A 23,990-nucleotide genomic window follows, 5' to 3' on the forward strand; every position below is an offset into this window, starting at 1 on the left:
ATGTCAGCAAAGTTGGCACTAAAATGGGTATTGTTTTGGATTGGATTATCTCTATGTTTTAATGTAGGTATATACATATTTTTAGGACCGGGTAAGGCGCTTGAATATTTTGGTGGTTATGTAATTGAACAGAGTCTGAGTGTTGATAACTTATTTCTATTTATCATGGTATTCTCGGCCTTTGGAATCAAGCAGGAATATCAGCGACGCGTATTGAATTTCGGAATCGCAGGAGCAATTATACTAAGATTATTATTTGTCCTTCTAGGTGTAACGATTGTGAATATGTTTCACTGGATATTATATATATTTGGGGGAATTCTGATCCTTGGTGGTGCAAATATGATCTTAAAGAAGGAAGAGGAAGCCAATTACAAGGATAGTCGGATTATTAAGATCTTGGGTAAGGTAATTCCTATCACGGATCATTTGGAGGGGAATCATTTCTTTGTAAAAAAGAATAAGGTGCGATACGCAACCCCCCTATTTGCAATATTAATTCTGATCGAGTTTACAGACATATTATTTGCGATTGATTCCATTCCCGCAATCTTTTCGATCACTACAGATACCTTTATTGTATATACCTCGAATATTTTTGCGATTCTGGGATTACGGAATATGTATTTTCTGTTGGGTGAATTGCACGAAAGATTTCGCTATGTGAAGTATGGGGTGGCAGCTATTCTAGTCTTTACAGGCCTAAAGCTCTGCGCTACATTTTTTGACGTAGAGATTCCGATTACCTGGTCACTGGCGATTATATTCTTAATATTAATTGGCAGTGTAGTTATCTCTATGTTAGTCACTGAGGAGAAGCCGTCCTCTGTAAATCACAACCCAATCAGGTGATTTTACAGGGTATGTAATAAATAGCGATCTATTAACCAATACTAATTCGAATAGTTGAAACCTTTATTGTACTATTCGGTGTTGGAGAATATTTTTACCGCATGGATTATACACTGAAAGGTAATTCGGATATGGAGGTACTTCAGATTGTACAATGATGTAAATGATAATATTTTGATGGGAGAGGAACCAATACAGGAGCCCGCGCAGGCTCCCTCACCGATTATTATTCCGGTGCCCACGCCGCTGTCCTCCCCGGAGAACGATGAAGAAGAAGTTCCGCTCGAGAAACCTGACCATGACTTTGATCGATCCTAGAAAATAGAAAGGTTTATAGCCAGCAGAAAGCAATTATTAACAGAAATATTAGTGAAATAAAAAGTAAAACCGTAAAATGAACTCATTAAGTGGAAAGTTGAACAGAGCAAAGCACTTATATTTATGAAACTTACTGAAATTGTTGGTGCAAAATTATCAGATATAAATAAACCTTAGTTATAACATATTTTTCACTAACTAAATCGGGCTGTTAAAAAATCTCCAATAGAGTGATGTTATGTTCCCATAATGCACTGTTTGAAAGAGGCGCTCCTTAGATTTTGTATTTCGAAGGCGAACAAACTTGTTCGACCAGAGAAATACAAAACAAGGGGAGTGTCTTTCAACCTGTGTGTGAGGGAACTAACATTGCGATAACGGAGATTATTTAACAGCCCTTAGTAAACTTAATCTTTGTTTATCTATATCTTAGTAAACCTTAATTTTATTAACTATTCTGCCTTAATTGCTTTTTGCTCGTAAAACCTTTCCGATGAGCTTGAAGCTAACCTTCTCACCGTTATAGAGGATTAGGCCTTTGTAGATCTTACCGGCTAACATGATGAAGGCAAGAGTGAAGAGCAGCAATACCGCAAAAGCTAAGAGGCCTTCTCCAAGACCGGTCATACCGGTAATCAACTCCGAAGGAACGGAAAACGGTGCGGTAAACGGAATATATCTTGCTATATTTAAGAAACCGGAATGTCCGGAGAGTGGTGCAAAATATACGATAATCCAGCTGATGATAATCGGGAACTGGAATAAAGCCTGTGTGGAGGCGACATCTTCCGGCTTTGATACCATACAGCCTGCAACACCTGCCAGTACGCTGTAGAACAGAAAGCCTACGCAGAAGAACAGGATTGCAAGAATAACAGATGGTGCGGATAAGGCAGTCTCACCGATATTGTCTTTAAAGAAATTAATTACGGCAACTACGGAATTATGGTAGTTCGGATAGAGGGAATGAGCAATTGCATTACCGCTATATAAGCCCACAAAGCCTGCGACTATCCAGGTTACAAATTGGATTAAAGCCATTGTGGTTACTGCAAGTACCTTACCGGTAATTAATGCATAGGGGTGAACGGAGGTTAATAAAGTTTCTACCAGCTTAGAAGTCTTCTCGGTAGATACTGATTTACTAACGGTTTGACCATACAATAACAACATAAAATACAGAATAAAGCTGAACAGCATTGGTGCTATAAGCTTTATGACCATAGTGATTTCACTATTGTTCTCACCAATATTGGAGTAACTATTGACAACGGGCTGCATTACTTTGGTCAGTACCTCTGCCGACAATCCGGATTGAATCAACTTATTGGAATTGAAAGCAGTGGACATCAATCCGACCAAAGCCTCCGCTTTTCCGTTTGAGATGGACGAACCATCGGGAATCACTGCTTCTAGCTGGAAGCCAGTCTCGGTTTTTGTGATAAATACTACGATGGATTCCTTAGAATCTTTTTTTGCACTGGTAACCACACTTTCACGTGACTGCTTTGATACATCGATATATTTAACATTCGTGTAAGGTGCTTTCTTTAGCTCCGGATTCATTGCTTGGAAATCCGTGGCGGGTAAGCCACTTTCGTCTGATACATAGACTGTTTTTATCACATTTTTATCCTGATTCTCTGCTTCCCCGGACTTATGATCCGGCTTAGCATCCAGTATATTTATTAATACGATTGCGCCGATAATCAATAGTGCAACCAGTGCAGTTACCAGTTTAAAAGCGATACCCTTAGTCTCTTGCTTAAAGGTAAATCGATAAACGGATGACCATCCTTTAAAATTCTGTTTCATAATATCTCCATTCCGCCGGGCACGTACCTTGGCACCGGCACAAGTTTATGCTAATCTCTGCCAATCATTACACTGTTTTAAATATCTTAATTAATTCCTTTAGTTTAATTGTATTACCGCTATGAAGAATTAAGGTTTCAAAGATTTTAGCAACAAAGCGGAACATTAACATGATAAATATAATTAATAACAGAATGGAACCGGCTATCATCAGCGGGCTTATTTTTCCGACTAATATAGCACCCGGAAGCAAAAATGGGGAGGAAAGAGGGAACAGGTAAGCAAATGTAACAAATCCATTGGAGCCACTACCCATTAATATATTAGCAGCTGCAATTCCGATATAAGCGCCCACTGCATTCGTCAAGGTGAATATCTGTAGTCCTTCCCTTAATTCCTCAAGCTTACTTACAGTCGCTCCTGCCAAGCCGGCCAAGGTTGCGTAGAATAGCATGCCTAATAATATAACCAATACGCATATCACTAAGTTTATAATATTGATATTACTGAATATGTTTGTCGGTAATTTGGAGGATAATAAGTCCTTTCCGTCACTGGTAAGAAGCGAAGCGGATATTTTATTGGAAGCAAATACAATAAGGATTAAGGATCCGATTTGTAAAATTACAGCACTTAGCATCGCAATCGTTTTTCCTACCATCAATGCCAAAGGTTTGACAGAGGTTAGAAGATATTCGATAACACGTGTAGATTTTTCAGTCGCTATTGAGGTAGCAATCTGTGTACTAGCCATGATATTAACCATTAATATGACAAATAAGATACCATAGATGAACCAGTATTCGCTAAAGGATATCGCGGTGTTTTCGTTTATAATCGGGTTACCACTAACATCAGCAAGGGTTACCTTTGTGGTTACCTCTGCTTGAATAAGAGCGGCTTTATCCGGGGATACACCCAAGTCTTTCAGTTTAAGGATGTTAAACTGCTTCGTCACTTCGTTACCTAAATCAGTGAGACTTAACTCTTTTACCGGACCTTTAGAAGCCTTATAAAAATTAAGATTATACATATTATTCTTTTCACTGATTGTTAAAATAACAGAACTTTGTTCGGAACTTTGTATTCTATCTCCAACCGTATCATGCTTCTCTGTGAGGGGTGTAAAGGTAATATCACTCAGCTTATCAACTTGCTTTACGCCAGATAAATCCATGTCCTTTAGAGAGGTTTTATTCTCGACATATACCTTAGTGATTGGGCTTTTGCCATCGGCAGTACCATTCGTTCCGGAGGTTAATACCGTTATGACCGGAATAGTAGCTACAGACAGTATAATTAATATCAAGTAAGATATTAAGAATGCCTTGCTTTTTACTGTTTGAATAAATGTGAAGGATAAGACATCCTTCCAACCGGTAAGATTATTCTTATTCATGAATTTCCTCCACCTTTTCAATGAATATTTCATGTAGTGACGGTTCGCGTAATTCGAACTTGATAATCGGTACCTTATCACTGATCAACTTAGCTAAGAATTCCATAGCCTGATCTTCACCATGTACCTTGAGATGATATTCGCTAGGGGTCTTATTCTCAATAAATAAACCAAAGGACTGAATATAGGGAGCCAGTTCAATATCGCTCTTTACAAAAAGGTTTACACGGCCATATCCTTTTTTGATTTGGTTTAGGTTACCTTGAAGAACTGCTTTACCACGATTTAATATCGTAATATCAGAACAAAATTCTTCTATCGTTGGCATCTGATGGCTGGACATGATCAGATATTTTTCTTTTGCAATCTCTTCTTTGATGATGGATTTGAATAAATCGGTATTCACAGGGTCGAGTCCGCTTAACGGTTCATCTAATATAATTAATTCCGGATCGGAGATCAGTGCTGCCATCAGCTGAATTTTCTGCTGATTACCTTTTGACAATTGGTCAGCACGTCTAGCCTTAGCGGAAGATTTTGCTTTTGTCTTAGGAGGGAAGATATATTCATCAACCTCCAATCGGTCGGACCAATGTTTAATACGAGCCATAGCATCTTGCTTTGATACATTACGTAGTTTAGCAAAGTAGAGCAGCTGGTCAAGTAAGGAGAACTTCGGATACAGTCCACGCTCCTCGGCGAGATATCCCACATTTGTCTTTACGGGGTCAAGTGCTTTTCCGTTCCATAGAACATCGCCCTCATTCTTGGCTAGCATTCCAAGAATAATTCTAAGAGTTGTGGTTTTGCCGGCGCCATTCGTTCCGAGCAATGCGTATACGCCCGGTTCATTAATTGAGAAGCTGAGATTATCAACTACCGTTTTATCTCCATATTTTTTTGTTAAGTTGTTAACACTTAAAGACATATAATCCCTCTTTCTGTATCATGTCGGATCTTGATACGTTGCTTTTTATAATAGAATAAATAATTAAATTTATCGAAACAACGTAATAATACCATAATCTGGGATGAAGTTGAAGATGAAAAGGGAAATTTTAATGAATTTATAATAATATTACATTACAATAAATAAAGCATTGAATTCTTATTCCTTGAAGAATATAATAAGCATAGCTGTTTTTCTTGTTTTATAGGATATTTATCGTAAAGTGAAGTCAGTGCCAAAGCACATTCTTTGTTCTCTTGTGGAGAAATAGCGGTGTATTATTGTTGTTAGGAGATATAGTATGAACAATGTTATTGTTAGAAGTGAACGTGTACTAGGAGGTTTCTATGCAGAATAAATTCGAGGAACTTAGAGAGAAGCACCCTGTTTTTATATATGAAAAATACGAGATTGTTGATCAAGAAGATATCATTACATTAAAATTTTATTTCCATATCGGGGAGGAGATTTATTTTACCCCAACCTGGGAATTTTCGAAAAAACATATCGATATCAATTATAAATATGAGGATGTCGTAAATAAACTGGCATTTAACTTAGGGTTAGTTGAACTGATCAGTTATTGGAAATGTGCCTGTTCTCCCCAGGTAATCATTAAAGCCGGATATATTGATGAGAAACAGATTAAGTGGTGGAAAAATCAATATTATTTAGGTCTTGGAGAGTTCTTTTATACGAATGGAATAAGTACCAGTGAAGAGGATTTCATGCAGGTTATCGTGGACTGTACAGAAAACTCTATTTCACCCGTGAACTGCTTGCCAAATAAAGAGAACTTCTTCCATACAGAGTATAGCAAAACCGGATGTATGATACCGGTAGGGGGAGGAAAAGATTCTAATGTTACTTTAGAACTACTAAGTGACAGAAAAAACACCAACCTATGCTTTATGATTAATCATAAGGAAGCCTCAGAACGCTGTGCCGCAATTGCCGGCTACGCAGAAGAGGACATCCTAATTGTAAATAGAAGACTGGATAAAGTACTACTGGAGCTAAACAAGCAGGGATATCTGAATGGACATACACCATTCTCTGCAATTGTTGCTTTTTCCTCTGTTTTAGCTGCCTATCTGATGGATAAGCAGTACGTTGTGCTCTCGAATGAAGCAAGCGCAAATGAAAGCACAGTGGAGGGTACTGAAGTAAACCATCAGTATTCGAAGAGCTTTAAATTTGAAAGTGATTTCGTTAACTATGAAGCGCAATACGTTGGAAGTCAGGTACACTACTTCAGTTTATTAAGACCCTTTAGCGAATTGCAGATTGCAAAATATTTTGCATTACATGAAAAGTACTACAACATATTCCGAAGTTGTAACGTGGGAAGTAAGATTGATCAATGGTGCGGTCATTGTTCAAAATGCCTGTTTGTTTACATTATCCTATCTCCATTCATATCGCTTGAGCGTCTGAAAGAGATATTTGGCAGTGATATGCTAAATGATGAGAGTATGCTTGAGACATTTGAGAAGCTAATCGGTATCTTGCCGGAGAAGCCCTTTGAATGTGTCGGTACCTGTGATGAAGCGAACACAGCAATCTGTATGACTATCGATCAATTGGAAAGCTCGGGTCAAGGCATGGCATTACCGAAGCTTTATGAATACTACAAGAACAAGGGATTATACAAGTCCTTCCGTAACAGAGAAAATCCTTATATTAAATATTATAATGAGGAAAACCAGGTACCGGAGGAATTCGTAAACAGAATAAAAGAATTAATGTTATAGATTAATGTGAATTATAAATAGCATAATACACATTAAGGATAGGCAAGTTATGATGAGTGTAAGTAAAGCATAATTCACACGCAAAGTATAAACAAGTATTGCTAGTGAGAAAATGTAAAACCGTTGGGAGTAAATCAATATTATATTGTATTAAGTGGAAGATACTTATAAGAAGTTGTACGTTTTAGAGAATAAGAATTTATTGCTCTACCTTACAACTTCCTGTGGGTGTCTTTCAAACTGTGTATGAGGGAATATAAGATTGTCACCATTATGCAATCTGCGCTATCTCAAGAGAAAGAAGGGACATAATATGATTCAACAAATATGTGATCTATTAGATGAAAAAAGAATTCTTATACTGGGATTCGGGAGAGAAGGGAAATCTACTTATCGTTTTCTACGCAAGCATTTTCCGGATAAAGTAATTGGAATTTATGATAAATGTGGAGTAAAAGACAGTTTGCCAAATACCGTGATATACAGTGGTGATTCCTATGAGGATATATTACCGGAGTATGATCTGGTTATGAAGAGCCCCGGAATTGTATTAAATCGAAATGATCACTTACAGCTAGAAAAGTTCTCATCACAGACAGATCTATTCTTGCAGTTCTATGGATCACAGACAATTGGTATCACCGGTACAAAGGGAAAAAGTACAACATCTTCCCTGTTAAACCATATCCTTCGTCATGCAAACGAGGAAGCGATATTAGTTGGTAATATCGGAGTACCAGTATTGGATATGTTGGAGAACATTAATCAGAAGACGATAGTGGTTTTTGAATTATCCTCCCATCAGCTTGAGTATGTAATGCATTCACCTCATTATGCAGTACTGTTAAACATATTCCAAGAACATCTCGATCATTATGGGTCCTTTGAAAAATATAAGCAAGCCAAAGAAAATATTTATAAATATCAGAGAAAAGAAGATATACTTCTTTATAATCCACAGTTCTTTCACCCTGACGATAGCTACGAGATGAATACAATTACCATTACAAATGACCGGATGGATGCAGATGTGGTTGTGGAGGACAACCGGATCAATATTAAGGGGGAGGATATTACCATCAATGAAAATGAAATTCATTTGATGGGAAATCATAATATTTATAATATCGCGGTTACTTATGCAATTGCAAAATCCTTCGGAATATCCAAAGAGGATTTTATTGAGGCAATTAAAACCTTTCAACCTCTTCCTCATAGAATGGAGTTTGTAACCGAACAAAATGGGGTTAAGTTTTATAATGACTCAATATCAACTATCTGTGAAACTACAATGAATAACGTCAATAGTGTGGATGATGTGGATACCGTTATTCTTGGAGGAATGGATCGTGGAATTGATTATCAGCCTTTGGTGGATTTCTTAATTGAATCCGATATTAGAAATATAATCCTCATGCCGGATACCGGTTGCCGGATAGAGAAGCTATTATTAGAAAGTGAAAAGAAGCGTGAGGAACAAAAATTATATATGGTATCTGGCGTGGAAGAAGCGGTTGAGATAGCAAAGAGAGAGACAAGGAAGGGTACTACCTGCTTGTTTTCACCGGCAGCAGCCAGCTATGGATTTTTTAAGAACTTTGAAGAGCGTGGAGAAACATTTAAAAAATTTGTACTGGGAATATAAATATGTAAAGGAAAATGCTAAAAAACAAATCATTACCTAGAAGAATTAAAATCGTACCTGTACCTAAATAAAGGAAAGGTTGTTATCAAGAGAATAAATAATAGAACAAGTCTTTTCTATTTCTATTATTTATTTTTGATAACAACCTTTTTTGTTTCGATAATTAATTTAAAAAACCTATATTAATTAAATCAAATTTTAAGAAGTGTGAATTGTATCACTTCAATCATGTATTATTCGGCTTATCGAGTTAAGACATTATTTTACCTTAATGCTCTTGGTTACCATCGAACCATATACTTTCTTTCCATTAATTGTTTTATAAGCTCTTACTTTGAAGTAATAAGTCTTGCCTGTTACGAGTCCGGTTTTTGTAAAATTGGTGGTAGTTGCTCCAGCTGATTTAATTAAAGTGTATTTTCCCGTTAGTGATGTAGAGTAGAATACCTCATATCCGGTTACGCCGGTAACTTTATTCCATTTGATAGTTGCTAATTTCTTTCCGGTAGTAACAGTAACAGTTGGGGTTCCTATTTTAATGCTAAAAGTTTTAGTTATAGTACCGCTATAACCTCCTATACCGCTGATCTTTATTGTAGCGGTGCCTGGAAGTACATTATTAGCATAGGTAACCGTATAATCAATTCCTTTCTTCAGAACTGTTAAACCATCTTTTAAAGTAATACCCGGAGTAATAGCGGTGGTAGTATAATTGAAGGTGGTTGAGGATAGAGTCGCGGTCATGGAAGATATTAATTTTTTGCTTATTTTAACAGTCGCATATCCTCTTATATCATTATAATTAACCATACTGATTTTATAATATATTTTATACTCACCCGGTAATTTATAGGTGGGCTTTGTTGTAGTAAAATTAATGTTATTTGTACTATAGGTTATGGTAGTACCTTTGGGAGCGGTTACATTAATGGAATGACTGTACCCATCATAATACAATGCAGTGCCACTAACCTTTACACCGGCAATATTTGCTTTGTTGATAACAAAAGTCTTATTAATAGTTCCTGTATAATTACCAATTCCGGTAATGGTTATTTTGGCGGTTCCCGGATTGATATTATTAGAATAAGTTACAGAAAAGTCTTTTCCAAGGGTCAATCCTTTGATTGTAACAATGGGCTGTTTTGTTTTACCATCATAGGTATAAGCGTTTGTAGATACCGTCGGTATTAAGCTGGACAAATTCGCTTTACTAATCGTAAATGTCTTTTTGATGGTACTGCAATACTTATTAATTCCGGTAACAGTAACAGTTGCTGTACCGGCATTGATATTATTAGAATAACTGGTTCTAAAATCGGTACCTTCGTGTAATCCAGCCACCGTTACAACCGGTTTTTTCGCTGTTCCGTCATAAACATAGTTTGTAGTTGATAATGTACAAGCTATATTTGAGATTGGTGTGGCAGGAATATAGTTGTCGGTAGGAACCGGGGGTAACGGATAAAGGTACGAAGAGCCGACAGAGGAAGGCAGATCAGGAGAGTGCTCCCTATCAAATAAATCTGATCCAGCCATGAAATAACGATAAGATATCGTTCCGTTATAGTCAGTGTAATCATCCCAGGTAGCATCCACATAATAAAAATTCTCATTATCAGCCATAACCATATTCCAAGCATGACCACCGGCGTTTGGATAGGTTCCGCCCATACCAGTTACGTAGACATTAGGAACGCCAAAGAGATTCAGTAGATATTGTAGAGTTTTAGCATATCCTTCGCATACCCCGCCTCTTCCATCAAGAATACCAACAATATTATGTGCATAGGGCTCTAAAGATGGATTGTTGTTACTATCATATAAGTAATCAATATCGGTTATAATTTTATCATGGACAACTTTCGTAATCTGATAATTAAAGGTAAGACCGGTGACAAGGGATCTGTATTCATTTACTTTATTCTTAATTATATTATCACATACTGATCTTTCCTGTGGTGTATCATAATCAGAGGTTGTTAAGATATATACTTGTGTCACATTTCCTGTTAAGCTGTTATAACTATATAGAATAGTGTTACTAAGCCAATAATATTCGGGGTGATCATTCCGGAACATAAAATATGTAGCCACGGCATCATTCTTAGTAAGTGATAAAGTATTCAATGGTATTGCAAACATATTAAGATAGGGTACACCGTTTGCAGTGACCGTTGACGCATACAGATTTGATGTATTCGGGAAATTGGTAGCAAAGGAATTATAAAGTGCAACCTTATCCGCACCATCCGTAGTTTGAGCTATATTGGTTTTTCCCCAATTTTGATATCTGTCAGATAAATCGCTATTATATGTTGCTGAGCGTGCTAAACCAAGGGTAGGGTTTGCAACTGGCTTAATATCTGTTTGAAATGTATCATCAACCTGGATTGCTTGTATCGGTAAATAATCACCATTATGTACTGTATCAGGTGCTTGATTAAGGTAGTCGATTGTTTGGGTTGTATTAGCTTGAACTGTTGTTAAAGGGATTAATATATAAACAAATAATACTAAGGGGAAAAAATATTTTTTAAATTTATTCATATGCACTCACTTTCAAGGTTTTTTATTGGATATTAGCCATTGATCCGGAATGTTTATTATAACTATTCATTTGTTACTTCACTTTTATATAATTCACTTTTGAATATGAACTATAAATTTTCTTCCCGTTAATTATTTTATAAGCTCTTACCTTGAAATAATAGGTCTTGCCTTTCTTTAGTCCGCTCTTTGTTAATTTTGTGGTGTTTTTTGAAACACTTTTCACTAAGTGATATTTCCCCTTACTTGTTGATGCCATAAATACTTCATAGCCTGATATGGAAGATACATTAGTCCAGGTTAGTGAAGCTTTCTTTGAGAGGGTCGTAATCTTTACAGTAGGAGATCCTATTTTGATAGTAAATTTCTTTATGACTTTGCTACTATAATTACCCAATCCTGTTATTACTACGGATGCAGTGCCGGGGTTTACATTATTAGTGAAAGTAATATTGTAATCTTTTCCTCGAATAAGTGTTTTAGATCCGTCCTTTATCGTTAGTGTAGGAGCTATAGCGGTACCCTTATATGTAAAAGTAGTGGCGGAAAGCTTTATGCTTGTGGAAGTGATTGTTTTTTTCGCTATGAGGAAGGACTTCTTAACAGATCCAGTATAATTACCGATTCCTGTAATAGTTAAATATGCTTGCCCTGAATTGGTATTATTGGTATATTGCACCTTGTAATCCGTATCCTCAGACAACCCTGTAATTAACAAATCAGGAAGAATAGCGTAGCCTGTATATGGAAAGGTTGTTGTTAATAGTGCAAACATCTGATCCTGTAACTTCATTGGCTTAATGGTAATAATGGCGCTTCCGCTCACACTGCCGTTGTAGTTCTTATTCGTATATTTGTATAGAATTTTATAACTTCCTGCTTCCGTGTAGGATGGAACGGTATCGGAATAGGTAACGGTATTGGTGCTGTATGTAATATCTGATCCTTTTGGAGCAGGTATGATTAAGGAATGTTCTTGTGTATCATAAATAACAGTTATGTTAGCAGCTCTTGTAGTACCAAAATTCGCTTTTGCAATGGTAAACGACTTTGAGATTACGCCGGTATAATTGCCAGTTCCGACAATGAAGACGGTACCGGTTCCGGCATTGATATTATTCAAATAATATACTTGATAATCTACGCCCTTTGTTAGTCCATCTACAGTGACTGTGGGAGTTTTTGCTGTACCATCATAAACATAAGAAGCGCCTGATATGTTACTTATCTTATCATCAATAGAAACAGGGGTGGTGCTATCGGTGGAGTTGTATTTAACAGCAGGTACCTTAGGTAACGAATATAGATAGGAGAAGCCATCATCACTCGGTTGATCCGGTTTATGCTCAACATCAAAGGTTGTACTGCCGCTAAGGAAATAATCATATACTATTCCCTTTGTAGCTCTATCATCCCAGGTAGTATCTACATAATAAAAAGAACCATTATCCGCCATAGCCATATTCCAGGCATGACCGCCCGATCCGTTTTGAGTAACTGCCATTCCTTCCACGTACAAATTCGGTATATGGAGCAAATTTAAGATATATTGATATGCTCTGGCATATCCTTCACATACTCCGCCGGTTCCATCTAAAATTCCAACGATATTATGTGCATATAAATTAAGAGAGGGTTCGCCATTCTCATACAGATAATCAATGTCGTTGATCATCTTATCATGAACAGCTTTTTCTTTTGCATAATTTGTGGATAATCCATCTGTTATTTTTTTATATTCAGCCACTTTACTTGATATCTTTCCATCCACTATTTTACGCTCATTTGGAGTATCATAATTCGGGGTGGTAATAAGATAAATGGTTTTAACATTCTCACCATCGTCTGATAAGGAATATATTATGTTGAAATCAAGCCAATAAATTTCTGGATGATCACTTTTAAAGGTGTTATAAGCCGCAGCTGCATCTTCAGGTGTAAGTGAAACAGAGCCAAGCTGAATGGTGCTCATTATGTAAAAAGTCTGGAAGAGATAAGTTGTTTTTTCTGCTGTAACATTGATCGTGTTCGCTGGTGTTGTTGCCGATGCAATCATATCATATAGAGAAACCTTATCAATTCCATCTGTGCTAAGCATCAACTGTGATTTTCCCCAATTTTGATAGAAATTTGAAAGTGTATTCGAAGAATATCGTAATATTGAGTTTGAGATCTGAAGCTGTGAGAAAGTTTGCGCATTAACCTTTGGTTTGAAGGTGTCATCAACCGGAATTGCTTGTGCAGTTACAAAATCATTTACCTCATGTGAGTTATAATAAGAGGTTCCTTCGTGTGAAGTATGTACATCAGCTGCATTTGCATTAGTTACCGGCAAAAACATATAAAGAATAATAACTAGCCACATATATAGAAGTCTTTGTTTTTTCATAGTGTAAGCTCCAATCGTATTATTGGTTATAAACCCTAACTGTATATATTATATCATGTCTCATTATTTAAGACTTGATTTTTGACTGTTGTAGTATAAAAATATGAGACGATTTAGCCCTGATATGTGATAGAATTTTTATTTACAACAAATCTATGTACAGTAAATTATAACCATATATCTGGTAAAAAGCAAACAAGTTAAGATTAAATATTTATTAACGATTCATTACAGAATGAAGATTTATGGCTTTATAATAAAAGAAGGGGCTATTGTTTACAAAAGCCCCTTCGAATTAGCTATTTCATTGATTCTTATTATTTCTTGACTTCTCGTGCTTACCTTCATGAACTCCGAGGATTTGCCCGTTTTTCATACCAACATCTTCATTGTCTTTGGGTTTCATCTTTCTTAGCTCTGCATTACTCTTTTCACGATCCTTAATACGGTTTTTATTATTGTCCATTGTTAAATTCATTCCTTTCAAAGTAGGTTTTATTTAGTATTTACAAAGGGGGGATAGATTATTTCTAACAAAAGATATAAAAATATGAAGAATTGTAGTAAAAGAAGTGAGATTGCGATATCCCAATATTCAATTTTTAGTATAAATTATGGTTTGCACAATGAAATGAATTGAGCTAAAATGAGAGAATGCGTTAATGACATAAAACAGGATAAGACCTGAATCTGACATCATATACAAAGGGGTATATTATGAAACAGCAAGTGAAAAACAACAGTGGGATTACGGAAGGCGTAATCTGGAAGCAACTACTAATCTTTTTCTTTCCCATTCTTTTTGGAACCTTTTTTCAAATGCTGTATAACACAATCGATGCAATTGTGGTTGGGCGAGTAGTAGGAAAGGAAGCGTTATCAGCGGTTGGTGGGATTACCAACACATTGATTAATTTATTAATTGGTTTCTTTGCCGGTATATCTTCCGGTGCAACGGTATCAATTTCACAATACTATGGTGGTAAAAATGAGAAAGACGTCAGCAGAGCGGTACATACAGCGATTGCTTTGGCGATAGCCGGTGGAGCCGTTATCACTGTAATCGGTATCTTTGGGGCACCATATGCATTACAATGGATGGGAACACCGAAGGATATTATGCCTTATTCGGTTACCTTCTTAAGAATTTATTTTTGTGGAACTATTGCAAATCTACTATATAATATGGGTGCAGGAATCTTAAGAGCGATTGGGGATTCCAGAAGACCATTGATTTACTTGATCTTAAGTTGCTTTGTAAATATTTTGCTTGATATATTGTTTGTAGTTGTGTTCCGTTGGGCGGTAATGGGCGTGGCGTTAGGAACAGTTATTGCGCAAATGGTCAGTGCATTCTTGGTATGCTTAACCTTAATGAGGACAAAGGACTGTTACAGACTACAGATTCGTAAAATACGTTTTCACAAAGATATGTTAAAGAAAATTATTCGGATTGGTTTACCAGCAGGTTTTCAATCCTTAATGTATACTTCAACAAATGTAATTATCCAATCAAATATGAATCATTTCGGAACAAACACTATTGCTGCATGGACAGCCTATAGTAAAGTGGACGGTATCTTTTGGATGACCATAGGAGCCTTTGGTATCGCCGCAACAACATTTGCAGGACAAAATTATGGAGCAGGAAAATATGACAGAGTGAAAAGGGGTACTAAGGTTTGTTTGGGAATGGCATTCTCAGTGGCTATTGCGCTTAGTATATTACTTTATTTTGCCGCACCATTTGTGTATCAATGGTTTACAAAAGATCCGAGCGTAATAGAGAAAGGAATGGAGATAATACATTTTATGGTTCCGGGCTTCCTCTTATATGTATGTATTGAAATCTTGTCGGGTACATTAAGAGGAATGGGAAACTCACTTGTTCCGATGATTATAACTAGCCTGGGAGTGTGTGCACTGCGCATCGTGTGGCTGTTAACGGTAGTACCGATCTTTCCGGATATAAGGACAGTAATGTTTAGTTATCCTCTGGCTTGGGGTGTAACCTCATTACTATTTATCATCTATTATACCAAATATACTAGAAAACATCTGATATCTAATGTATACTTTCAATAAGTATAGTGAATAAAAAGGTATCAATGCCTTTGAAGATTGCAGGAGGAAACCTTGAGAAATATAAAATTAACGATAGAATATGATGGAAGCCGCTATAGTGGGTGGCAACGACTTGGCAAAGGTGAGGCGGAAAATACCATTGAAAACAAGATTGTGGAAGTAATAAAGAAGATGACCGGTGAGGAGCCGGAGCTAAATTCCGGGAGTAGAACCGAAGTAGGAGTACATGCTTATGCGCAAGTCGCTAACTTTAAGACAAGCTGTACATTAAAACTATTCGAAATTAAAAATTATTTTAATCGATATCTTCCGATGGATATTGCGGTGATTGATGTAGAGGAGAAAGAGGAGCGCTTTCATGCAAGTTTGAATGCAAAATCCAAAACCTATCTTTATCGGATTGCCATCGGTGATGTACCCAGTGTGTTTGATCGAAAATACACCTATTATTGCTTCAAAAAGCCGAATATAGAGTTGATGAAAACGGCTGCAACACAATTAATTGGAAAACATGATTTTATTAAATTCTCATCCGTTAAGAAGAGTAAATCAACAGTAAAGGAAATCTTTGTGATTGATATTTATCAGGATGAAAAAGAGTTACAGATCACAATCAAAGCAAATGATTTTCTTCATAATATGGCACGAATGATTGTCTCCACACTACTTGAGGTTGGATTGGGTAACCGAAGTATCGATGTTATCGATAATATTTTAAACCCAAGCTCGGTGGAGAGCGGCAGTGCGCCAGCTAGTGCACAGGGATTATTTTTACAGGAAGTGGAGTATTAAATAGAACACTCACTGATTGATATCACAGGCGATTGATTATGTACGCCGGAAGATAAAGTCAGTGAGTGTTTTCATTTGCAATATCAAATTTTGTTAATAGTTAACATATTAATATAAACTGTTACCTTGTTCAGAGATCCCTCTTAAAGCATCTTCTGCGTTATCCTGATATCTTGGCTCGAGTGAGATATCTCCTAATGCAACGATACCAACGATATTGTTGTTCTCTACGATCGGTAATCTACGGATTTGTCTGTCGCTCATCAACTGGGCTGCATCGGTTATATCCATTTCGGGATTACCGAATACGACTTTATCCGTCATGATATCTTGCACTTTTTGTGAGGTAACATCCCTACCTGTAGCCACACTTCGTACCGCAATATCTCGGTCTGTTACGATACCGATCAGTTTATCCTGTGTGCACACCGGAATAGATCCACAATTATACTGCTTCATCAGTTGGGCGGCTCTCACAATGGAATCATCGGTACATAATTTTGCGATGTCCTTCGACATGATATCTTTTACCTTCATACTATCACCTCCAGTAATAGATTGCCCCGATATGATGTTTTTATCAAATGAAGATATTGTTATTCGTCATCACAATCATTACAATGCTTAGATAATGGGTGTAGTCTACAATCAAAATCCTCTACAGGTTGCGGTCCTCTCACCACAGTTCTTCGAATTTTCATGTTACCATCATCATCGGCTGCAACTCGCCAGTCCACCATTAAGATTTCACCATTAATTATTTCTATACCTGCAATTCCTCTGGTTCGAATGCAACAGCCGGTATTAAAATAGGGTAGTTCATTAAGTTTTGGATATTTCGGACGGTGGGTGTGACCGCAAATTAACATCATCCGATGTGCCTCGATCCATTTGTTATACGCTTTTTCAACTTTATGACGCTTGTACATATTACGTGCAGGGCTTGCAGGATTTTCAAATCCTACAATATGCAAGAAACGCCATATATAGCGAAGCAGAATCATGGATAAATGCCAAGCCTGGTCATTCATAAAATCTCCCTGATGACCATGAACGATAAGAATTTCCTGCTCGGTTTTCTTATTTTTTAATACAACCGCTTCTTTTGGCTCCAGGTTGCGAAATAATTCAACTCGTTCCTGTTTATATTCGTCATAAAAAGTATAGTAATTATCCTTTACAAATCTTTTCGAACGTAAGTAAATGTTATGGTTACCATATAGCATAGTCATACGTTTGTCATCAAAGAATTTTTTTAATACGATAAATACATCAGTATGTGCTAATCGAATATGCTTAAATTTTTTATATTCCCAAAGCTCATCGCCGTCACCAACTTCAATATAATAATATCCTTGCTTATAATAATAGTTCAGAGCATGTAAAAATAAATTTTGGTTTCGTGTAAATCCATCCGATACACTATCGTCTCCACGATGTACATCGCTAAAAAAAATATATTTGGAATCTTTATCAAAGTACTGTAATTCAGCATTCTTGTAGGCTCTGGTTAACCGTTTATCCGTATTCATATTGTCACCTCGTGCTTCCTTAGTTCTTATCTATATATCAACCGAAGAAATTAATTTATAGTTTCTTCAGCTTAATTAAAAAAGCGGCAAAACTATAGGATATTCCATACCTATTAGTATATTGCCGCTCTCTAGAGTTATTCAGTTTTTTGTTTTTAATTAATAATAAAATTAACATGGATACTATGAATATTTAAGCTGGACTGAAGACTAACAGAGTTAACAGTTCAAAATAGAACACTTATAACAGCATTGTCTGGAGCAAGGCTATTATCAGAAGCGTGGGATTTATCATGATTCTTTGAGAAATTGTCCGGTCTTCCCCATCTGATACGCTAATTTTATCAGGCTTACTTCCTCTTCTGACATCGGCCGTTGGTACATTTTTTCAAACTGATTGATTAGACCTTCATAATCGATAATTTTCTTGATCTGTCTAGGTTTGAATTTTGCATAAATCAGAGTTGGGTGATATACAATGGGTGCCATCATCGGAGTATAAATTGCTTTTAGAACTTCGCCGGTGTAAATGGCATCGTGTAAGGCATCATGAAAGGATAGGTTGAGCGGAAGTCCAAGTGATTCGACGGTATAAGAAAGTCGCAGAAGCATCTTCTTCGGTTTGTTAAGATGTAGGGAGGCGTAGGGCTGTACATCGAGAAATAATTTTGGCATCCGATCTTTATCCAATTGGAAATATTCTACCGAGCGATATAAAACCTTCATATCGGATTTACCCCAACAGCAAAGTATCGCATTCGGGTCATCAATAAATTCAAGAAAGTCGTTAAAAACGCGATGGAAAGGTTGCTCATCGGTTACTTGCTCTGTAGTAATACCGGTCAATTCGGTGATAAAGGGCGATACCACACGAAAGATAGATGGTTTCACAAAACGATTGAAAGTTGAGATTACATTAAAATCTTGATCCAACTTCACAGCACCGATTTGTAAAATTTCATACGATAAGGAGGTCTTTTGAACTTCATCAGCGTGAATCTTTTCAGAAGCTTGATTAAATTCCATATCAAATACGATGTAATGCATGAAAACCCACCCTTCTAAAATAATAGTTCATTAGTATTCTATCATAAATATCATAATTATAAACTTCTTTAACCCTAACGTAAATAAAATAATAAATCAAAACTTACAATTGGATTTTAGAAAAACTAATTTAATTTGGTTATAAATTGAATGAGGATAAGTAATAGTATTAGGAATAAGATAAAAATCAGTTCATCTACTTCTTAATTATTCTAAAATAAATAACTTTACGATCATAAAATAATAATTATGTCTATATTGCCTTGAAATAGGAAGTAGTTCCTGTAGATAAAACAATTAGCAAATTTGCGAGTGTAATTCCTCCTGCTAGTTCGATTTGCGAGCGACCGACGTATCAATCAGGTCGGAGCGAAACGTAAAAAACGCAGGAGGAATTACCCGAAAATTTAGCTTGTTTTATCAACGGTACTACCTCCTATTTCAAGGTTAACAAGCTCTACACTTTAAAATTCAAAATAATAGTGGTATGATAATGCCAGTAGGTTGAATGGTTAAAAGGTTGAAAAATGAAAGCGAGGGATAGTATGGATCAGGTAACATTGGGAAAGACAGGGATAAAGGTGAATCGTAACGGTTTCGGTGCGCTGCCGATTCAAAGAATAACAAAGGATGAGGCTGCTCATCTGTTAAGAAAAGCATTTCAAAATGGAATTACATTTTTTGATACAGCCAGATTTTATACGGACAGTGAGGAGAAAATCGGATATGCATTAAGTGATGTAAGAGAGCATATCTACATTGCTTCAAAAACTATGACCACGAAGGTGGAGGAGTTTTGGAGTCAGTTGAAAACTACACTGGAACAGTTAAACACCAATTATCTTGATCTATATCAGTTCCATAATCCTGCATTTTGCCCAAAACCCGGCGATGGCACGGGGCTCTATGAGGCAATGCTTGAGGCGAAGGAAAAAGGTATGATTCGCCATATCGGTATTACAAATCATAGACTTGCGGTAGCAATAGAAGCGGCAGAGTCCGGGTTGTATGAGACGATACAGTTTCCATTTAGTTATCTGGCTTCAGAAAAGGAGCGCGAATTAGTAGAGCTTTGCAAGAAGAATGGAATTGGTTTTATCGCTATGAAAGCGCTGTCAGGAGGATTGATTACCTGTTCCGCAGCCGCATATGCATATCTGGCGGAGTATGATCATGTTCTTCCAATCTGGGGAATTCAAAAAGAAAGTGAATTGGATGAATTCCTAAGCTATATCGAGAAACCTCCGATTCTGAATGAGGAGCTGAAGGAAGTGATACGTAGAGACCTTGAGGAACTAGTGAAGGACTTTTGTAGGGGCTGCGGTTATTGTCTTCCCTGTCCGGCCGGAATTGATATTCAGAACGCAGCAAGAATGTCATTAATGGTGCGACGTGCTCCGTTATCTGTTTATCTGAATGATCATTGGAAGGAAAGTATGAAGAAGGTTGAGGATTGTATTCATTGTAATCACTGTAAGAATCATTGTCCCTATGGACTGGATACACCGAAGCTTCTTGCTGAGAACTGGGCTGATTATCAAACTTTCTTATAATAGAGCAATCGATTAGATGGAGTTATATATCAATGCTGGTTAATGGAGGAAGGATGAATAATTATAGGTTAACAATCCAATACGATGGTAGCCGCTATAAGGGCTGGCAACGTCTTGGCAATGGTGAAAATACCATACAAGATAAGATAGAACAGATGCTGACCAGAATGATCGGTACAGAGATTGAGATTATAGGATGCAGCAGAACTGACGCAGGTGTGCATGCACTCGGTCAGGTTGCGAATTTTAAGAGCCATACCAAACTAGAGCTTGATTCGCTTGGGAAATATCTCAACCACTATTTGCCCGAGGATATCAGTATTATACATGTGGAGCAGGTACCGGAGAACTTCCACGCGAGGTATCAATGTAAGGACAAGACATACCTGTACCGGATTTGGAATAAGGAGTTCAGTCATCCATTTTCACGCAAATATTCCATGCACGTTGTGGATACACTTAATGTGGAAGCAATGAAGGAGGGCGGAACCTATTTTCTAGGGGAACATGATTTTACAGCCTTCTCGAATGCGAAATCAAAGAAGAAATCAATGGTTCGTACTATCCATAGCATTGATATCTTGGAAAAAGACGGATTTATTGATATCAGGATTTGCGGTGACGGATTTTTATATAATATGGTTCGGTGGATTGTGGGTGCATTGATAGATGTAGGACTCGGTAAGAAGGACAGTAGCGTCATTCCTCTCGCAATGGACTCAAGGCAAAGGGGTATCTCAGGTGATCTTGCTGATGCCTGTGGACTGTTTTTAGAAAGCATCACGTATTAGTAAATAAAGTTATAACATAGCGTATATCGTTACTAATCAGTACTGAACTGTAAACAATAATGAGTTATTGGATAACTATATCTATGCGTTTTATAATCAATAAAAAGGTTTTAGAATATCAATTTAACTTTATAATCAAAAAGTGATTATAGAATGACAAATATTTTTACTTTTATTAAAATGGAGGAAATTATGACAGTAGGAACCGCTGCAGTTAAGATTCATCTTCCGTGGGTGCATTCTCTCAAGGAAAAACGCATGGTCGTAAAGAGTCTGTGTGCCAAGGTAAAAAATCAATTCAATGTATCGATTGCAGAAGTAGAGGAGCAGGATATCCATCAAATCCTGGTACTTGGTTTTGCGGCTGTAACCACAGATCATGCTCAAGCGGATAGTATAATTGATAATGTTATTAATTTTATTGAGAGTAATACTGAGGGCGAAATAGTGGATATAGAGAGAGAATTTGTAATATAGTACGAATTGACAATATATGGAAAAGCCGATAAAATGAAATTAGCGAAATAAAAATAAGATTAAAAGGCGGTGATTTCAGATGGGCGATAAAAATCCAAAAAAAGCACCAAAGAAAAAAGGCGGAGGTTCAGCTGCTGGATCAACTAAGAAAAAATAATAGAAAAAGAAGATGTTGCAAAATATTAGTCAGGCTGTTTGCTGAGTGGGTGGATTTTCTCTTACCCCAGACCGGATATTGTGTACCATCTTCTTTTTTGATATTTACGATAAAACAAATGAGTGAGGGAGTTCCAAGATGTGACTACTAATGTTAGCAGGAGTATGTGCCTATATTATTAAGGGAATGAATGGGTTATCCCTCCAATCTTTATATTACCTGGAAGGAAAGAAAGCATATTGCAATACCTGCATGGTATTCTCGGTTAAATGACGTATATTAATCAAAAAGACCATATAAGGAGCTTATTCCACTCAGTATATGGTCTTCTTGATACTATATAAGTATTGATATAAACTTAGATATAAGTTTTATATCAGTGCTTTTTGCTATCCGTCATCAAAATAAGCTTGACGGAATATTTGTTTATAATCTATGTAATAGTTTTTCTGCTCTAGGCGCTCTTAACATGCTTGCTTCAGGCATATCAAACCCAAGGAGCGGTTGCAGATAATATTTAAATTGATCCGTCACATTATTTCCTTTTGCATTGATAAAATTTTCCGGCATAACTTTGGTTTTACCGGCAACTTTATGAAGATCAGTCATCTTATAATCAACGGAATAATAACCCGTACGATGAATAGTGATGGAGCCATCAATATTATGCCAGATGGCAAATTGTGCAGCCTTTTCCCCTACCTCTCTGGCTTCATGCTGATCAACCTGTGATACACAGCCCATGAAGGAACGCTGCAGATAACCCAAAGTATCGGAACGAACACGAGTAATTCCTAGCTTTGACTTGATTTCCTGAGAGAGAAGATCACCAAGAGCACCGGTACCGGATAGCTGTATATTTCCATGTGCATCCGTTTCGTTCTTTACCAGTTTGGTTACGATCGGAACACCATTTTCATCCGTAATACCCTCTGATACGGCGATGATACATCTACCGTATTTATTATATACTTCTTTTACATCCATTAAAAATTGATCTACGCTAAAGTGCCGTTCCGGAAGATAGACCAAATGTGGGCCATCATCGGGATATTTTTGCGCCATTGATGAGGCAGCAGTTAAAAAGCCGGCATGACGTCCCATAACAACGCCGATGTGAACACCCGGAAGGGCTCTGTTATCCAGGTTTAATCCAATAAATGTTTGAGCGACGAACTTAGCTGCGGAAGGGAATCCGGGCGTATGATCATTGATCTTAAGGTCATTATCAATGGTCTTGGGAATATGGATCGCTCGGAACTCATATCCTGAGGATTCTGCCTGCTCATTAACGATACGAACCGTATCAGCCGAATCATTTCCTCCTATGTAGAAGAAATATCTCACGCCATGGGCTTTGAATACGTTAAAGATTTCTTTGCAGTATGCATTGTCCGGCTTGTCTCTTGTAGAAAACAGAGCTGAGGAAGGAGTTATCGCAACCTGCTCAAGATTATGAGTTGTCTCTTGGGTCAGGTCAAGGAAATCTTCATTAATAATACCGGTTACTCCGTTTACTGCACCATACACTTTTGTGATTTGTGGAAACTTTCTCGATTCCAATACAGCGCCAACCAATGATTGATTAATAACTGCGGTTGGTCCGCCGCCTTGTGCTACTACTACTTTTCCTTCAAGTACCATACAATTGTTTCACTCCTTTACTTTTCGTTTCATGTAGAATAAGATTCTTCCTCCGTATACTCAGTGCTTATGATCTTGCGGTATTTTACTCTGTGGCAGACAAAAATGGCTTGGAGAATGTCTGCATTAACATATCCTTCGTAAATTTGTGACCCGTTGTACTAAGTTAGTCCAAGGTAAAGTATTTAGTTAGCTAAATTTATTCTATCAGAAAAGCCAAAATATGTAAATAATAACCTTG

The 23,990-nt window shown here is 37.0% G+C and carries 19 protein-coding genes; 9 read left to right on the forward strand and 10 right to left on the reverse strand.

The window, feature by feature from the left end; genetic code table 11:
* Both AC6IWN_RS18190 and AC6IWN_RS18195 read left to right on the forward strand, forming a co-directional pair.
* Complete coding sequence (locus AC6IWN_RS18190; RefSeq protein ID WP_497989429.1) at positions 1 to 852, forward strand: TerC/Alx family metal homeostasis membrane protein; 852 nt, start codon at positions 1 to 3, stop codon at positions 850 to 852.
* Positions 853 to 999: 147 nt separating this feature from the next.
* Entirely contained in the window at positions 1,000 to 1,170 is a 171-nt protein-coding gene (locus AC6IWN_RS18195; protein WP_497989431.1) for a hypothetical protein, read from the forward strand.
* Between the two features lie 462 nt (positions 1,171 to 1,632).
* Here the strand turns inward: AC6IWN_RS18195 and AC6IWN_RS18200 are convergent, their stop codons facing one another.
* The 3 genes from AC6IWN_RS18200 to AC6IWN_RS18210 form a co-directional block, all read right to left on the reverse strand.
* A complete protein-coding gene (locus AC6IWN_RS18200; protein ID WP_497989432.1) occupies positions 1,633 to 2,985 on the reverse strand; it encodes an ABC transporter permease in 1,353 nt (450 codons plus the stop codon).
* Between the two features lie 67 nt (positions 2,986 to 3,052).
* Positions 3,053 to 4,384 (reverse strand): ABC transporter permease, encoded by a 1,332-nt coding sequence (locus AC6IWN_RS18205; protein ID WP_497989434.1) that lies wholly within the window; start codon positions 4,382 to 4,384, stop codon positions 3,053 to 3,055.
* Complete coding sequence (locus AC6IWN_RS18210) at positions 4,377 to 5,312, reverse strand: ABC transporter ATP-binding protein (RefSeq protein WP_497989436.1); 936 nt, start codon at positions 5,310 to 5,312, stop codon at positions 4,377 to 4,379. The genes AC6IWN_RS18205 and AC6IWN_RS18210 overlap by 8 nt, the downstream gene beginning before the upstream one ends.
* A gap of 368 nt (positions 5,313 to 5,680) precedes the next feature.
* On the opposite strand from AC6IWN_RS18210, the gene AC6IWN_RS18215 reads away from it, so the two are divergent.
* Both AC6IWN_RS18215 and murD read left to right on the forward strand, forming a co-directional pair.
* Positions 5,681 to 7,087 (forward strand): MurL-like N-terminal domain-containing, encoded by a 1,407-nt coding sequence (locus tag AC6IWN_RS18215; RefSeq protein ID WP_497989438.1) that lies wholly within the window; start codon positions 5,681 to 5,683, stop codon positions 7,085 to 7,087.
* 313 nt (positions 7,088 to 7,400) lie between these two features.
* Positions 7,401 to 8,732, forward strand: a complete 1,332-nt coding sequence (gene murD, locus AC6IWN_RS18220) for a UDP-N-acetylmuramoyl-L-alanine--D-glutamate ligase (RefSeq protein ID WP_497989440.1) — start codon at positions 7,401 to 7,403, stop codon at positions 8,730 to 8,732.
* A gap of 258 nt (positions 8,733 to 8,990) precedes the next feature.
* Here murD and AC6IWN_RS18225 read toward each other — a convergent pair whose 3' ends face one another.
* From AC6IWN_RS18225 to AC6IWN_RS18235, 3 genes are all read right to left on the reverse strand, one after another.
* Positions 8,991 to 11,282: a transglutaminase domain-containing protein gene (locus AC6IWN_RS18225; protein WP_497989442.1), complete on the reverse strand. Its 2,292-nt coding sequence runs from the start codon at positions 11,280 to 11,282 to the stop codon at positions 8,991 to 8,993.
* Positions 11,283 to 11,355: 73 nt separating this feature from the next.
* Entirely contained in the window at positions 11,356 to 13,671 is a 2,316-nt protein-coding gene (locus tag AC6IWN_RS18230) for a transglutaminase domain-containing protein (RefSeq protein WP_497989444.1), read from the reverse strand.
* Between the two features lie 304 nt (positions 13,672 to 13,975).
* On the reverse strand, positions 13,976 to 14,137 hold the full coding sequence (locus tag AC6IWN_RS18235) for a hypothetical protein (protein WP_497989446.1): 162 nt from the start codon (positions 14,135 to 14,137) through the stop codon (positions 13,976 to 13,978).
* A gap of 251 nt (positions 14,138 to 14,388) precedes the next feature.
* Here AC6IWN_RS18235 and AC6IWN_RS18240 point away from each other — a divergent pair, with 251 nt between their 5' ends.
* Together AC6IWN_RS18240 and truA (AC6IWN_RS18245) are read left to right on the forward strand one after the other, a co-directional pair.
* A complete protein-coding gene (locus AC6IWN_RS18240; protein ID WP_497989448.1) occupies positions 14,389 to 15,756 on the forward strand; it encodes an MATE family efflux transporter in 1,368 nt (455 codons plus the stop codon).
* 51 nt (positions 15,757 to 15,807) lie between these two features.
* Positions 15,808 to 16,548: a tRNA pseudouridine(38-40) synthase TruA gene (gene truA, locus AC6IWN_RS18245; protein ID WP_497989450.1), complete on the forward strand. Its 741-nt coding sequence runs from the start codon at positions 15,808 to 15,810 to the stop codon at positions 16,546 to 16,548.
* Positions 16,549 to 16,656: 108 nt separating this feature from the next.
* Here the strand turns inward: truA (AC6IWN_RS18245) and AC6IWN_RS18250 are convergent, their stop codons facing one another.
* From AC6IWN_RS18250 to AC6IWN_RS18260, 3 genes are all read right to left on the reverse strand, one after another.
* The gene (locus AC6IWN_RS18250; protein WP_497989452.1) at positions 16,657 to 17,085 is read right to left on the reverse strand and encodes a CBS domain-containing protein; all 429 of its coding nucleotides are present in this window, start codon (positions 17,083 to 17,085) and stop codon (positions 16,657 to 16,659) included.
* A 59-nt stretch (positions 17,086 to 17,144) separates the two neighbouring features.
* Positions 17,145 to 18,080 (reverse strand): metallophosphoesterase family protein, encoded by a 936-nt coding sequence (locus tag AC6IWN_RS18255; RefSeq protein WP_497989454.1) that lies wholly within the window; start codon positions 18,078 to 18,080, stop codon positions 17,145 to 17,147.
* A gap of 291 nt (positions 18,081 to 18,371) precedes the next feature.
* On the reverse strand, positions 18,372 to 19,127 hold the full coding sequence (locus tag AC6IWN_RS18260; protein ID WP_497989456.1) for a 3'-5' exonuclease: 756 nt from the start codon (positions 19,125 to 19,127) through the stop codon (positions 18,372 to 18,374).
* Between the two features lie 545 nt (positions 19,128 to 19,672).
* Here AC6IWN_RS18260 and AC6IWN_RS18265 point away from each other — a divergent pair.
* From AC6IWN_RS18265 to AC6IWN_RS18275, 3 genes are all read left to right on the forward strand, one after another.
* On the forward strand, positions 19,673 to 20,680 hold the full coding sequence (locus AC6IWN_RS18265; RefSeq protein ID WP_497989458.1) for an aldo/keto reductase: 1,008 nt from the start codon (positions 19,673 to 19,675) through the stop codon (positions 20,678 to 20,680).
* A 53-nt stretch (positions 20,681 to 20,733) separates the two neighbouring features.
* Positions 20,734 to 21,471 carry a tRNA pseudouridine(38-40) synthase TruA gene (gene truA / locus AC6IWN_RS18270; RefSeq protein WP_497989460.1) on the forward strand — a complete coding sequence of 246 codons (738 nt, stop codon included), beginning with the start codon at positions 20,734 to 20,736 and terminating at the stop codon, positions 21,469 to 21,471.
* Between the two features lie 192 nt (positions 21,472 to 21,663).
* The gene (locus AC6IWN_RS18275) at positions 21,664 to 21,948 is read left to right on the forward strand and encodes a DUF503 domain-containing protein (protein WP_497989462.1); all 285 of its coding nucleotides are present in this window, start codon (positions 21,664 to 21,666) and stop codon (positions 21,946 to 21,948) included.
* A 583-nt stretch (positions 21,949 to 22,531) separates the two neighbouring features.
* Here AC6IWN_RS18275 and AC6IWN_RS18280 read toward each other — a convergent pair.
* The gene (locus AC6IWN_RS18280; RefSeq protein WP_497989463.1) at positions 22,532 to 23,749 is read right to left on the reverse strand and encodes a 6-phosphofructokinase; all 1,218 of its coding nucleotides are present in this window, start codon (positions 23,747 to 23,749) and stop codon (positions 22,532 to 22,534) included.
* Between the last annotated feature and the right edge of the window lie 241 nt (positions 23,750 to 23,990).

It is taken from the genome of Variimorphobacter sp. HTMS_6 (assembly GCF_059717775.1).